The following is a 16,396-nucleotide window of genomic DNA, read 5'->3' on the forward strand; positions in this document are numbered from 1 at the left end:
ATGATGCGAAAACATGACCAAACATGGAACCTTGATATTCCGATCGCTTCTTTTATTGAAACTTGCCGGAAATTTCCTGAAAAAGAGTTATTTACGTTTGAGAAAGAAGGCCAGAGTCCTCAAATTCTTTCCGGAAATACGCTTCTACATCAAATACAGTCTTTGGGCAGTATCCTTTTGAAAGAACTGGCTGAGCAGGAACGGGCATTTCTTGTATTTCCTCAGGGCCTGGAATATATCAGCAGCATGCTGGCATGTTTTTATGCAAATATCGTGGCCATACCTACACCTATTACAGAATCGGAGCCGGATGAAAAAATCTTTGAGAAGATGATGCCTATTTATAAGGATTCCCAAGCCGTATGTATCATAACTAATACGGATTTCAAAGCATTTCTCCAAACACGGGAGGAGTTTAATTCAATCCGTATCCTGAATATTGATGAAATCTTTCAAGAAGACGCCGTTGACGTTGACATAGAAATGAGAATGCCAGCGCCGCAGGATACTGCTCTTTTGATGTATACATCGGGCTCAACATCCTTACCAAAAGGTGTAATCCTTAGTCACAGCTGCTTGATGAATCAGGCCAAGGCTGAGCAATGGAGAATTGACCGGAATAGTCGTGTTGTTTCCTGGACGCCGCAATTTCATGCTTTTGGACTGCATAACAATATTTTAGTCCCGCTTTTAAACGGGGCATCGAGCATTATTCTCCCGCCAGAAAGCTTCGCTAAAAATCCGGAAAATTGGATTCATATGATGGACAAGTATCAGGCTACCCATACGGCAGCGCCAAATTTTGCGTTCGATTATTGCTGCTCCACACTGGACATCGCTTCAATTAAGCAATATTCACTTCGCCATCTCCAAGCGATTATATGTGCAGGTGAGCCCATTCGGAAGGAAACTTACGAGAACTTCATCCATAAATTCCGGGCATTAGGGCTACGAGAGGATATATTTTGTCCCCTCCTTGGCTTATCGGAGCTGTGCCCTGTCGCCAGTATAAAACCAGGTCAGTCGATGAGATTCCTTAATTTAGATATCCCTAGCTTGGAGCAACGAAGAGTCCAATACACGGATGAGAAGAACAAATCGAAGTCCGTAGTGAGCTGTGGGGAGATTGAAGATCCGACGCAAATACGAATTGTTCATCCTGAAAGACATACACAATGCTTTCCGGAGGAAGTCGGCGAGATTTGGATTAAATCCGTACGGATGGCAGAGGGATATTTAAATAGGAAGGAAGAAACGAATAGCACTTTTGAGGTAGCCCTTTCCGATACAAAAGAAGGCGGCTTTTTTCGTTCCGGGGACCTTGGCTTCATTGCGGACAATCATATCTATGTCATCGGCAGAGAGAAGGAAGTCATCATTATTCGCGGCAAAAATCATCATCCCGTCGATATTGAATGGACCATCCAAAAGAATATGCCAGAGTTGACCTTGCCCATTGCTGTATTTTCCTCTGAAATCAATGGTCAGGAAAAAGTAATCGTCGTACAGGAAATTGAAGCGCCCCTTCAAGAGCAGGAATATAAACGGTTGGTCGAAAACATACTGAATGCCGTATCCGATACGCATCAACTTGAAATTTACGATATCTATTTGCTGCTTAAGGGAAGTATACCCAAAACGGGAAGTGGGAAAATCCAAAGAAAGATCTGCCGCAATGCTTATATCAAACAAGAGCTTCAAGCACTTTATCAATATCGGAGTGGATTTTCACCATCACATTCGAATATGGAAGAAACCGCTGCAGAAAACCATCACGCTACCATAAATGCCATTTCGTTGGTTCAGTCGAAGATTCAGGAATATATAGTGCAATTTTTGTGTTGGGAACTGAATCTCAAGCACGAGGAAATGAATTTGAATACAAATCTTCATGGTTATGGTATCGATTCTATTCTTATCATGAAGCTTATACGCGGCCTTGAGAAGTCCTATCCGATCAAGGTTAAAGCAAGAGAAATTTTAGAGAACCCGACGATTCAACTATTATCGGCATATTTAGCCCAAAAGGTTGAAGAAGATAAATCCACTGTACAGGTCAATACTGAGAAAAATTCGCTCAGTTTCCGAAGGAATCCGCTTTCTGAAGTTCAGAAAGGGTTGTGGCTATTACATAAAATGTCCCCTGAGATGAATGCTTACAATATACCAATATGCCTCCGGTTTAATACGAAGATTGAGATTGAAAGCATTAAACGGGCTTTTCACATCGTTTTAGAACAGTATCCTATTTTAAAAAGTGTGATTGAAGAGGAAAATGGGATACCTTATCAAAAGCTGCAACCCGCGCAGCCGCTTCATGTGCAAGTGGAGGATATTTCAGCCTTGGAAGCAGATAAGATTATTCCATTTATTAGGAATGAAGCAAAGCAACCATTCATGCTGGAACAGGATCCTTTGATGCGTATTTATGTTATGGCCAGATCTGAACAGGAACATTTCATACTGGTTGTCATCCACCATATTATTTTTGATGGAAGTTCTTTCGGCTTGTTTATACAAAGCTTTTTAAATGCCTATAAGAACGTGGTACAGGGAAAGACATCGACGGTGTTGCCACCCGCAGCGAGCTACGGCGATTTTGTTAAATGGGAGCAAACGATGTTAGCGAGTGCAGAAGGGGAGAAGTATCGTTCCTACTGGACACAACAGCTGTCAGGTGCTTTACCGACCCTGCAGCTGCCATATGACCGCTCTGGTTTTCCGGCTCAAAGCATGGAAGCACAAACATATTCCAAGCCGCTTCCACTTAAATGGGTCAAACGGGTAAAGTCTTTTGCCCAAGCGCAATATACGAGCTTATCTACAGTCTTGTTAGGTATGTATACGGTATTGCTTAACCAGTATTCGGGACAGGAAGATATCATTGTTGGAATGCCAGTTATGGTGCGCCCGGAGCAGCGTTTTGACAATTTAATCGGCTATTTTGTCAATATGCTTCCAATCCGGAGTCAGATATCGGAAACAGAGACATTCCTGGATTTCATGAAAAAATTGCAGCTGACAGTAGTCGATGGAATGGATCATGCCTCGTATCCTTTTCCGGCTCTGGTCCGAGAATTGAATGTGCCGCGGATACAGACGAACTCACCTGTTTTCCAAGCAGCCTTTTCTTATCAAAACTTCCTTCCAACTTCAAGCTTTCGGCAAATTTGCAAGCCATATAGAGATATCTTTTTCGTCGAATTGGTTGAAGAAATTCACCAGGAAGGCGAATACGAGTTGGTATTGGAAATGCAAGAGCAGGAAGAGGAAATGATATTAAATATCAAATATCGCTCCAATTTGTTCGATCACTCAACCATCATACAGATGGCAGAGCGTTATATAGAATTAGCGGAAACACTTATGGAGAATCCCACTTGGCCCTTGGAGGAGCATTCATTACTTTTACCAGAGGAAAAGGACATCATCCTTAATGACTGGAATGCTACCGGAACAAGTTATCCTGATAAATGCTTTCCTGAATTATTCACAAAACAGGCAAGAAAAACACCTGAAGCTATTGCAGTTGTATATGAAAAGGAATCGCTTACCTATGGGGAACTAAAAGAAAAGAGCACTTTGCTGGCCTTATATTTGCAGAAACATGGGGTAACTCCTGATACTCTTGTGGGGATTTGCATGGAACGTTCTTTAGATATGGTGATTGGGCTGTTGGGAATCCTGATGGCCGGTGGAGCCTACGTGCCGCTCGATCCGGAATATCCGGAGGATCGATTGGAGTATATGCTTCAGGATTCCAATGTTTCACTGGTCATTACGCAATCAGGGTTGTTGGAGAAAGTGTCACGTTTGGAAGGGAACAACGTTAGCTGTATTGTCCTTGATAAAGACTGGGATCATCTGAAAAGTGATGTGAAGGGTAGAAAGACAATCAAACGGGAAGTGCAACCTCACCATTTGGCATATGTGATATATACCTCTGGAAGTACAGGGAAACCCAAGGGGGTCATGATTCCACATAAAGCGTTGACCAACTTTCTTATTTCTATGGGAGAGCAGCCCGGTTTAACAGAGCAGGACAAACTACTTGCAGTGACAACGTATTGCTTTGATATAGCGGGACTGGAATTATATCTGCCTTTGATTAAGGGGGCTCAATGCTATATTTGCAGCTCCAAAAACATAAAGGATACCGAAAGACTTAAGCGGGAAATTCAAAGAATAAAACCCACAATCATGCAAGCCACTCCTGTGACTTGGACCCTGCTCTTTCAAGCCGGCTGGAAGAACGAAGAGAACATGAAAGTTCTCTGCGGAGGGGAAGCCCTTTCGGAAACGTTGAAATCTTATTTTGTTCATAACAGCTGTGACGCATGGAATATGTTCGGTCCGACTGAAACCACAATTTGGTCTACAGTTCAAAAGATCGACGCAGATAAGCCTATTTCGATCGGTAAGCCTATCGCAAACACCCAGATTTACATTTTGGACAAACATCTTAGACCTGTGCCTGTCGGTCTTCCGGGAGAGCTTTTTATTTCGGGCAGCGGATTGGCCAGAGGCTATTGGAACCAGCCAGAGCTTACGGCTGAAAAGTTCATAGACAACCCATTCAATCCGGAAACTAAGCTCTACAGAACTGGAGATTTATGCAGGTGGCTTTCGGACGGCTCTATTGAGTATGTGGGACGGATGGATTATCAAGTGAAAATTCGCGGGTTTCGGATCGAGCTAAGTGAAATTGAAGGTCAGGTCAGAACATATCCAGGAATCGATGATTGTATCGTGATTGCCAAGGAACAGGGGGGGAATAAGCAGCTTGTTGCCTACTGTTTGCTGAACAATTCCGAGTCCGGTAAGCCTCCTCTCGATCCGAAGGAAGTTCGAAACTATTTAAAAACTTTCTTGCCCTATTATATGATACCCGCATTTTTTATAGAGCTAGATAAGCTGCCTTTGACCCCTAATGGGAAAATAGATCGAAAAGAATTAATGAATCGCAGGATCGAGTTAGCACCAACAAGAAAGATTCACTTACCGCAATCGGATGTTGAACATCAAGTTCTAACGGTATGGAAAAAACTTCTGAATGTTGCTGATCTAAGTACAGATGATGCTTTCTTTGACGTAGGTGGGAATTCTTTTTCAGCAGCAGAGATGATCGGAAGGGTCAAGGAATTGTTGGAATGCGATATTTCGGTGACAGCATTGTTCAAGTATCCGACAGTTAAGGAACTCAGTGCCTATATTACAGAAACAAGAAGCGAGAATGTTGATTCTCAAACGGAACAATCACATACACCGGAACAAACAGATACAGCTGAGACATCCCTACCGAAAATGGATTCAGGCGAAGATGATCTCAAGCCACCCTACCCAGATTATTTTGAGGATAGTCTCGCAATTATAGGGATTTCATGTCATTTTCCAGGGGCCAAAAACCATGCCGAGTTTTGGAGCAATTTGAGGGCAGGGGTAGAGAGTGTTCGCTTCTTTTCCGAGGAAGAATTGGTTGGATTAGGGCTGGAAAAAGAAATCGTCGGTAATCGAGGCTATGTTCCCGGACGATGCACGATTGAAGGAAAAGAGTATTTCGACCCTGAGTTTTTCAGTTTATCACAGAAAAATGCAGAGTTTATGGATCCTCAAATGAAATTGCTGTTGCAGCATTCATGGAAAGCCGTTGAGGATGCTGGCTATATTAGCAAAGAAATTCCTGATACCAGTGTGTTTATGTCGGCAAGCAGCAGCTTCTATCAAGCATTTATTCCCAATTTGGCATCGCAATCGCCTAATGTCCTGAAGAACGCGGATGAATATGTAACCTGGATCTTAGCACAGGGTGGGACAATTCCTACTATGATCTCTCATAAATTAGGATTTAAAGGTCCGAGTCTGTTTGTGCACTCGAACTGCTCTTCCTCAATAGTCGGATTGCGTCTGGCTTCGCAAAGCCTGCTATCCGGTGAAGCCAAGTACGCTTTAGTCGGAGCATCCACGATCTTTCCTTTCACCAGTTTAGGCTATGTGCATCAACCCGGCTTGAATTTCTCCAGTGATGGACATATTAAAGCCTTTGACGAGTCGGCAGATGGGATGATTGGCGGAGAAGGGGTCGGGGTTGTTCTACTGAAGAAAGCGACAGATGCCGTTAGAGACGGTGACCATATTTATGCGCTTTTACGGGGAGTAGGTGTGAACAACGATGGAACCGACAAATTAGGGTTTTATGCCCCAAGTGTCAAAGGTCAGGCTGAAGTTATTCAGAAGACGATAGAATCAACCCGAATTCATCCCGAATCTATCAGTTATATCGAGACGCATGGAACCGGAACAAAATTGGGCGATCCTGTTGAATTTGCTGCCTTAAATGAAACGTACAGGCAGTATACGACCAAAAAACAATTTTGCGGTATTGGATCGGTCAAAACCAATATCGGGCATCTGGATACTGCAGCAGGTTTGGCGGGGTGCATTAAAGTTGCTTTAAGCCTATACCATAATGAGATTCCTCCTTCGCTTAATTACGAAAAACCAAACTCTGATATCCATTTGCCCGATTCACCCTTTTATGTTGTTGATCGTCTCCAAAAATGGGAGAAGGCGTCGTCTCCTCACCGGGCGGCGTTAAGCTCCTTTGGAATAGGTGGAACTAACGCTCATGCCATATTTGAACAATTTGTAGCCAATGCTGAATCAGAACGATTTAAAGATCATTCTGTGAAAGAAGATACTATCTATCTAATTCCATTATCTGCAAGGCATCATCATCGGCTTAAAGTGTATGCACAAGAGCTTTCAGATTTTTTGATAGCTTCTGAAGACATTAATTTGTCGGATGTATCCTTTACGCTTCAGACAGGACGAATGGCAATGAAAAACCGGGTAGCTTTTATCGTAAAGAATACGAGCGAGCTGGTACAAAAGCTCCAATCGTTCACGAATGAACAAGCACATATCGAGAACTGCTGGAGGGGAGAAAACAATCAGTCAAAAGATTCAGTGCAATTATTTGAACAGGAAGAAGTTTTCAAGGAATTAATGAGCAAATGGATTGCAAATCGTGAAATGAACAAGCTGGCAGAGTTGTGGGCTAAAGGCTTCTATATAGATTGGCGATTGCTATATTCCAATGTCATACCGAAAAGAATAAGTCTACCTACGTATCCTTTTGCACAGGAGCGTTGTTGGGCTCCAGAGGTTGAGGCCAGAGCAGTAAGAACAGAAACAGCGAAAGCGCCAGCGGTTACGAGTAGCTGTACACTGCTATTTGAGCCTGTCTGGAAGAAGCAGGACATACCGCTGGAAGTCGAAATCCCTGCCTATGATCGGCGAATGGTCTTACTTTGTGAGCCGGAAGAAGTTTTGCACGAGAAACTCGAAGCGAGCTTGAATGGAGCTACGCAGGTGCTTGCCTTTCAATCCGGAAAAGGCCGGGTCGATGAGCGGTTCCAGGGCTATGCTGTTCAGGCCTTTGAGAGCATCCAAAGTATGCTCAAAGACAAGCCGAAGGGAAGAGTACTGGTCCAGATTGTGGTGCGGAACTCTGGGGAAGGGCGGCTCTTTTCGGGGCTTTCGGGACTGCTGAAGACAGCCCGGCTGGAAAATCCAAAATTCATCGGGCAGCTGATTGAAGTGGAACAGGGAGAACAGGCGGAAGGCATCCTGGCGAAGCTGGAGGACAACAGTCGAAGCCCAATGGATGGCTGGATTCGCTATGAGGAAGGTCAACGGAAAACCGCTTGCTGGAGTAGGCTTGTAACATCTGGGCAAAAAGAGGAGCTTCCATGGAGAGATAGTGGGGTCTATCTGATCACCGGCGGCTCCGGCAGTCTGGGGCTGCTGGTTGCAGAAGAGATTACGCGGCAGACGCAAGCAGCGACCTTCATTTTGACGGGGCGGTCGCCGCTGGACCGAGACAAGCAGACGAAGCTGCAGGAGCTGGAAGCTTCAGGGGCCAGCGTGGTGTACAGGCAAGGCGATATCACCGACAGGAAGACGGTTATCGATTTACTGGACAGCATCGAGCAGGAATATGGACGTGTCCATGGGATTATCCACTGTGCAGGGGTGATTCAAGATAACTTCATCATCAAGAAAACAAGGGAAGAATTTATAGAGGTGCTGGGACCGAAGGTAAGCGGACTAGCCCATCTGGATGAGGCGAGCAGCGGTCAGGACCTGGACTTCTTCGTGCTCTTTTCTTCCATATCGGGCAGCCTGGGCAATCCGGGACAGGCTGATTATGCGACCGCCAATGCCTTTATGGACGCATACGCCGAATACCGGAATGCCCTGGTAGGGGCCAAGCAACGGCGGGGGCAGACGTTATCCATCCGCTGGCCGCTATGGAAAGAGGGCGGAATGCGGATCGATGCGGATTCGGAACAGATCATGACGCAAAACATGGGCATTACAGCCATGCAGACTCGGTCGGGAATGAGGGCGTTGTACCAAAGCTTGGCCTCCGGCAAGGAGCAGGTAATGGTCTTGGAGGGGAAATCTGAGAATATTGAGGCCTACCTGGCGAAAGCCGTTTCACAAGCCGGTGTCCGTGCCATTCAGGCAGTGCCTAACCAAGCAAGCGTACCTATGCTGGATGCAGGCTTGCTCTACGACAAAACCTTGCATTGTCTCAAGGTGCTGTTTGGAGAGGTGACCCGGCTGAGCGTCGGCAGCATTGAAACCAATGAACCGCTGGAAACCTATGGAATCGACTCGATCATGATTACCCAGCTCAATTCCAAGCTGGCGGGCTTCTTTGGAGAACTGTCCCAGACGCTGTTTTATGAGTACCAAACCTTGCGTGCTTTGACGGAATATTTTGTGGCGGAATACCCGCAGGAGTGTATGCAGTGGGCCGGGATGAGCCATGACATACAGCCTGCGGAGGAAACAGTTGCGGCAACGCTGTATGTCGAAGAAGAAGCCGTGCCATCTGCGGCAAAGGCGGCAGCGAAGCCCGTCCGAAGCTTGGCGGGGTCTGCTCCTGCGGAAATGCGTGAACCGATAGCGATCATTGGAATGGCTGGAAAGTATCCCTGGTCCAGTGACATGAACGAATATTGGGAAAATCTAAAAGCAGGGAAGGACTGTGTCACCGAAATCCCGCGTGAGCGTTGGACGCTGGAAGGGTTCTTCCATCCTGATCCACAGGAAGCGGTGGTGAATGCAAAAAGCTACAGCAAATGGGGGAGCTTTATCGAAGGATTTGCAGAATTCGATCCGCTGTTTTTCAATATTTCGCCACGGGAAGCACTCGGTATGGACCCGCAGGAAAGGCTGTTCATTGAAGCCTGCTGGGAAGCACTGGAGGACGCGGGCTACACCCGGGAACAGCTTGCGGTGCGGCATAACCGCCGGGTAGGCGTATTTGCCGGAATTACTAAGACGGGCTACGAACTCTATGGGCCGGAATTATGGAAGAAGGGAGCGCAAATATTTCCCCAAATATCCTTTAGTTCGGTAGCGAATAGGATTTCGTACCTCTTTAATTTGCAAGGGCCAAGCATGCCGATCGATACGATGTGTTCGTCCTCGTTGACCGCGATTCATGAAGCCTGTGAGCATCTGTACCGCGGAGAATGCGAAATGGCTATTGCAGGCGGAGTAAATTTGTATCTCCATCCGCTCAGTTATGTTGGGCTTTGCGCCAACCACATGCTGTCAGCAGACGGGCAGTGCAAGAGCTTCGGCAAAGGAGGCAATGGGTTTGTCCCTGGAGAAGGCGCGGGAGTCGTCCTATTAAAGCCGCTGTCCAAGGCGATCGCTGATGGGGACCTTATCCATGCGATGATCCGGGGGACAAGCATTAACCATGGAGGTAAGACCAACGGCTATACGGTGCCGAACCCGACAGCCCAAGGGGAACTGATCCGGGCGGCCCTAGAGCGAGCGGGGGTACATGCGCGGACGGTCAGCTATATTGAAGCCCACGGAACAGGCACGGAGCTGGGGGACCCGATTGAAGTGACGGGTCTAACCCAGGCATTCAGGAAGGATACGCCGGATACGGGATTCTGCGCCATAGGCTCTGTGAAGTCCAACATCGGACATCTGGAGGCGGCAGCGGGTATCGCCGGGGTTGGGAAAATCATCTTGCAGATGAAAAACCAGACGCTGGTTCCCAGCCTGCATGCCCAAGAATTGAATCCGAACATCCATTTCGGTCAGACGCCGTTCGTCGTCCAGCAGGAGCTGGGGGAATGGAAGCGGCCAGTGGTTGAGATCGATGGAGATACGCGGGAATATCCGAGGATTGCCGGGATTTCATCGTTTGGAGCGGGAGGCTCCAATGCACATGTCATCATCGAAGAGTACATTGCAGAAGAGAAGATGCCGATGAGCGTTACGGCTCAAAAGCCTGCGATCATCGTATTGTCGGCCAAAAATGAAGAACGACTGAAAAAACAGGCCGAGAGAATGCTAGCCGTTATGCGGGAAGGACAGCTCAGCGAAAGCAGTCTGGCCGATGTGGCCTACACGCTGCAGGTGGGACGCGAAGCCATGGAAGAGCGCTTGGCAGTGATTGCAGGGTCCATGCAGGAACTGGTGGACAAGCTGGAAGGATTCCTGGAAGGACGAGATGGAATCCCTGAGTTGTACCGGGGCCAGGTCAAACGGAATAAGGAGGCGCTGACGGCGCTGGTAGAAGATGAAGACATGGAGAGAATGATTGCTGCCTGGATAGGGAAAAGGAAATATTCGAAGGTTATTGATCTCTGGGTCAAGGGACTGGCAATGGATTGGAACCTGCTTTATGGGGATGCCAAGCCGCGGCGAATCAGCCTGCCGGCCTATCCTTTTGCGAGAGAGCGGTACTGGATCACGGATATTAAAACTAAATCGGCTTCCATTGAATCTGCAGATGCTGTAAAGCCAACAGATTCGTTCATTGCCCAAAAGGCACTTGCCAAAACGGCAAATGTTTCGGAAATGAATAAGGAAGACATCGATGCTTCAAATCTCGAAGCTATTCCTTCGTATATCCAAAACATCCAGAGTCATATTTCTGCCAGTGTAAAAATAAAGAAGATGCCAGATCTTTCTTATCTAGCGGCTGCATACGAGACAATGTCCTCGACTACAGTCGACAGCAAAGCTTACTCGGAACAGGATGGAGCGACACGAGGGACTGAACGGGAATGGAGGCTTACAGATGAAGGAAATGAATGATATCTTATGCAGGCTGTTATGGAGCCATTTGCGCTTGATGGGATTATGTCCATATGCGCAAATGGAAAAGAAAGCTATGATCGCGGATTTTAAAACAAAAAACGGCTTACTGAATTTATACGATCGTTGGCTTGAAGAAAGCATAGAGATTTTGGTACGGAATCAGTATTTGTACTGCAATGGAGAGTCATATAGCGTAGCGGGTACTGCTTCGGTCGATCTGCAGGCTGTATGGAAGGAGTGGGAATGGAAGAAAGGGGCATGGCTGAAAAATCCGGATCTCTCAGCCTGGGTATTTTTGGTAGGATCGACCTTGCGCAAGCTGCCGGAAATTTTAACCGGGAAGATACCAGCCACCGATATCATTTTTCCTAATTCCTCCATGAAACTGGTAGAAGGTATATATAAGAACAGTCCTGCAGCGGATTACTTTAATGAAGTGCTGGGAGATATCGTAGTTTCCTATCTAAATGAGCGGATCAAGCATAACCCGTCGGTACCGATTCGAATCATTGAAATTGGTGCAGGCACTGGAGGTACTAGCGCTTTGGTCTTCCAGAAGCTCGAACCTTATCGGGAGCATATTCAAGAATATTGCTATACCGACAAATCCAGAGCATTTTTATTACATGCACAAAAAGAGTACGGTCCGAAAAATCCTTACCTGACTTATCAGATTTTTAATGTGGAAGAGTCGGCTCAGGGACAAGATATTGATACAGGTGGATATGATATTGCGATTGCCACCAATGTATTGCACGCCACACGGAACATTCGCCAAACGTTACGCAATGTCAAAGCGGCGCTGCGAGAAAACGGTCTGATTCTTATAAATGAAATCAGCGGTAACTCTCTGTTAAACCATCTATCCTTTGGCCTTTTAGAGGGATGGTGGCTTTATAATGACCCGGAGCTGCGCATTCCAGGCTCTCCCGGGTTATATCCCGAAAGTTGGCAAAAGGTATTGGAAATGGAGGGTTTCCGGTCCGTTTTCTTCCCTGCTCAGGAAGCGCATGATATAGGTCAACAAATTATTGTGGCGGAAAGCGATGGTATGATTCGGAACAAACAGGAGCCTGAACACGACAAATCTCAAATGAAACAGCGTGACGAAGGAATTCGATCAGATATTGATGTAACAAGCGAGATGGCTGAAGAGTATGTCAAGGAGCTTATCGTAGGGAAGCTGGTAGAGGCTTTGAATGTGGACTTTACTATGATTGATATTCATGAGTCATTCGCAGATTATGGGCTGGACTCCATTCTTGGCGTCAACTTTGTGCAGGCTGTCAATCAGGGGCTGGGGATTCATTTGCAAACTACCGACATCTTCGATTACAGTTCGGTAAAACAACTGACGCTATACATTTTAAGCCAATATGGAGATAAAGTTTCACAAGTCTTGGACCAGAGCGCTAATCCAATAGACAACATGGAAGATGCAAGTCGCGACATCCAAAAACCTAAAGACACGGATCATATTCTTCATCCCGTTGAAACGGCAAGTATATCCTTTGAGGAGGACAAACCCAATAAGACGGATAAAGAGAAAGCTTTAACACCAAGGGAGCCCATTGCGATTATTGGAATGAGCGGGCGGTTTGCTGGATCAGATAATGTACATGAGCTTTGGAATCACCTTAAGAACGGTGACGATTTAGTGGAAGAGGTAACCCGGTGGGATCTTTCGAAATACCAGGAAAAACATGCAAGCTACTGCAATCACGGCAGTTTTTTGGGGGATATTGATAAGTTTGATCCGCTTTTTTTCAATATTTCAGGACTGGAAGCGACCTATATGGATCCGCAGCAGCGATTGTTTCTAGAGGAAGCGTGGCATGCTCTGGAGGATGCTGGCTATGCGGGTACAGGGATGGAGGGTCGCCGTTGTGGAGTGTATGTGGGCTGTGCCGAGGGAGATTACCAACAATTGCTGGGTGAAGACCTGCCTCCACAAGCGCTTTGGGGTCATATGGGTTCCGTGATTCCCGCTAGAATCTCCTACTACTTGAATCTTCACGGACCAGCAATAGCTGTAGATACAGCTTGTTCCAGTTCGTTAGTTGCAGTTCATCTGGCCTGCCAAAGCTTATGGACCGGAGAAACGGATATGGCTTTAGCTGGTGGTGTCTATATTCATACGACTCCTCGCTGCTATTTATATGGTGACCGGGCAGGGATGCTGTCTCGATCGGGACGCTGCTATACCTTTGATGATAGGGCAGATGGAATGGTTCCGGGAGAAGCGCTTGGCGCGATTGTGCTCAAGCGACTTCATGAAGCTGTTGCTGATGGAGACCACATCTATGGAGTGATTTCAGGCTCAGCGATCAACCAGGACGGTACCACGAATGGACTTACTGCGCCAAGCCAGAAATCTCAGGAGCGACTCGAGCAAAATGTATACGATACATTTCATATCCACCCAGAGCAAATCCAGATGGTGGAAGCCCATGGAACTGGCACCAAATTGGGAGATCCCATTGAATATCAGGCACTGACTCGAACCTTTAGAAAGTATACCGACAAGAAGGAATATTGCGCCATAGGGTCCATTAAGACGAATATTGGCCATACGCAAATTGCGGCAGGAATTACGGGAATGATCAAACTGTTATTGTCATTAAAGAATAAGCAAATTCCTCCTACACTTCATTTCCGGTCGGGCAATTCAAACATTCAGTTTGCGGATAGTCCTTTTTATGTCAATACGTATCTGCAGGACTGGGAAGTTGAGCCTGGAGTCAGACGCTGTGCAGCGGTCAGCTCCTTTGGTGCCAGCGGTACGAATGCTCATATGGTCATAGAAGAGGCTCCACAGACGGAACGGAGACATTCCGAAAAGCCAGGTTATTTCATTCCGTTGTCGGCACGGACTTCAAAACAATTACGCCAGCAGGTAGAGCAACTGCTCGCTTATTGTGAACAGGAGCCTAAGGCGGATTGCGGTAATATGAGCTATACATTATTGCTTGGGAGAAAGCACTGTAATCATCGGCTTGCATGTGTTGCCCGTAATCAAGGCGAGCTTGTCATGTCCCTTAAAAAGTGGCTGGAAAAAGGCAGTGCTTCTCAAGTTTATCATTCTGAACTGCACGAAAAAGATCAACGCATACAAACATCTTTGAAAAGATACGGGGATGAATGTATTTACAATTGTCAAAACGCAAGCGATACCCGCGAGTATTTGGAGCTTTTGACTACGATTGCAGATCTGTATGTTCAGGGATATTCGTTAGACTTTGAGTGCTTGTTTTCAAATGAACAGTACTCTAGGATTCCGTTGCCAACTTATCCTTTTGCAAAAGAGCAGTATTGGGCGCCTAGGAGTGAGGACGAAATTACAGGCGGCAGAGCGGCAGAGCGTGAACCAAAATTTACGGTGGTCAGAGCTGCGGAAGCGCCTGACGTTACGAGTAGCCGTACACTGCTATTTGAGCCTACATGGAAAAAGCAGGATGTACCGCTGGAAGCCGAAGTCCCTGCCTATGATCGGCGAATGGTCTTGCTTTGTGAGCCAGACGAAGCTTTGCACGAGCGACTCGAAGCGAGTTTGAACGGAGCTGTGCAGGTACTTGCCTTTCGATCCGGGAAGAGCCGGATTGATGAGCGGTTCCAGGCCTATGCTATTCAGGCCTTTGAGAGCATCCAAAGCATACTCAAAGACAAGCCTGAGGGGAGGGTGCTGGTCCAAATTGTGGTGCGGAACTCTGGGGAAGGACGGCTCTTTTCGGGACTTTCGGGACTGTTGAAGACAGCCCGGCTGGAAAACCCGAAATTCATCGGGCAGCTGATCGAAGTGGAACAGGGAGAACAGGCGGAAGGCATCCTGGCGAAGCTGGAGGATAACAGCCGTAGCCCGATGGATGGCTGGATTCGCTATGAGAACGGACAACGGACAATCGCTTGCTGGAGCAGGCTTGAAACATCTGGGCAAGAAGAGGGGCTTCCATGGAGAGACGGTGGGGTCTATCTGATTACCGGCGGCTCCGGCAGTCTGGGACTGCTGGTTGCAGAAGAGATTGCCCGGCAGACGCAAGCAGCGACCTTCATTTTGACGGGGCGGTCGCCGCTGGACCGAGACAAGCAGACGAAGCTGCAGGAGCTGGAGTCTTCAGGCGCCAGCGTGGTGTACAGGCAAGCGGATATCACCCATAGAAACACCGTTATCGGTTTATTGGACAGCATTCAGCAGGAATTTGGACGTGTCCATGGGATCATCCACTGCGCAGGGGTGATTCAAGATAATTTCATCATTAAAAAAACTAGTGAAAAATTTTTGGAGGTGCTGGGACCGAAGGTGAGCGGACTGGTCCATCTGGATGAGGCAAGTAGCGGCCAGAACCTAGACTTCTTTGTGCTCTTTTCTTCCATATCGGGCAGCCTAGGCAATCCTGGACAGGCTGACTATTCGACGGCCAATGCCTTTATGGACGCATACGCCGAATACCGGAATGCCCTGGTAGGGGCCAAGCAACGGCGGGGGCAGACGTTATCCATCCGCTGGCCACTATGGAAAGAGGGCGGAATGCGGATCGATGCGGACACGGAACAGATCATGACGCAAAACATGGGTATTACAACCATGCAGACCCGGTCGGGAATGAGGGCGTTGTATCAAAGCTTGGCCTCCGGCAAGGAGCAGGTGATGGTCATGGAAGGGGAGCCTGAGAAAATCGAGGCCTACTTGGCGAAAGGCGTCTCACAAGCCGGCGTCCGTGCCATCCAAGTAGCTATTTCTAATCAGGCAACCCCTAAGCTGGATGCAGGCCAGCTCTACGATAAAACCTTATATCGACTCAAGGTGCTTTTGGGAGAGGTGACTCGGCTGAGCGTCAGCAGCATCGAAGCCCATGAGCCGCTGGAGAGGTATGGAATCGACTCGATCATGATTACCCAGCTGAATGCCAAGCTGGCGGGCTTCTTTGGAGAGCTGTCCCAGACGTTGTTTTATGAGTACCAGACCTTGCACGCCTTGACGGAATATTTTGTGGCGGAATACCCGCAGGAGTGCATGCAGTGGACCGGAATAAGCCATGACATGCAGCCTGTAGAGGAAATACTTGCGGCACCGTTGTGCGCCGAGGAAGAAGCCGTGCCGGCTGCGGCAAAGGCGGCAGCGAAGCCTGTCCGAAGCTTGGCTGGGTCTGCCCCTGCGGAAATGCGTGAGCCGATAGCGATCATTGGGATGGCTGGAAAGTATCCCTGGTCCAGGGACATGAACGAATATTGGGAAAATCTAAAAGCAGGGAAGGAC

2 protein-coding genes (1 of these 2 running past the window's edge) are annotated in these 16,396 nt (G+C 47.4%); both read left to right on the forward strand.

All coding sequences use genetic code 11. From position 1 onward, the window contains the following. Positions 1 to 11,139 (forward strand): amino acid adenylation domain-containing protein, encoded by an 11,139-nt coding sequence (locus WA407_RS21735; RefSeq protein WP_336078346.1) that lies wholly within the window; start codon positions 1 to 3, stop codon positions 11,137 to 11,139. Beyond that, a protein-coding gene (locus tag WA407_RS21740; protein ID WP_336078347.1) for an SDR family NAD(P)-dependent oxidoreductase crosses the window boundary here: on the forward strand, positions 11,123 to 16,396 show its beginning. Its footprint extends 14,427 nt past the window's final position; the window shows 5,274 of its 19,701 coding nt (coding positions 1-5,274); its start codon is at positions 11,123 to 11,125; its stop codon lies beyond the right edge, outside the window. Before WA407_RS21735 ends, WA407_RS21740 begins: the two co-directional genes overlap by 17 nt.

The sequence above is a fragment of the Paenibacillus sp. 203 genome (genome assembly GCF_037027525.1).
Classification (GTDB): Bacteria; Bacillota; Bacilli; order Paenibacillales; family Paenibacillaceae; genus Paenibacillus; species Paenibacillus polymyxa_B.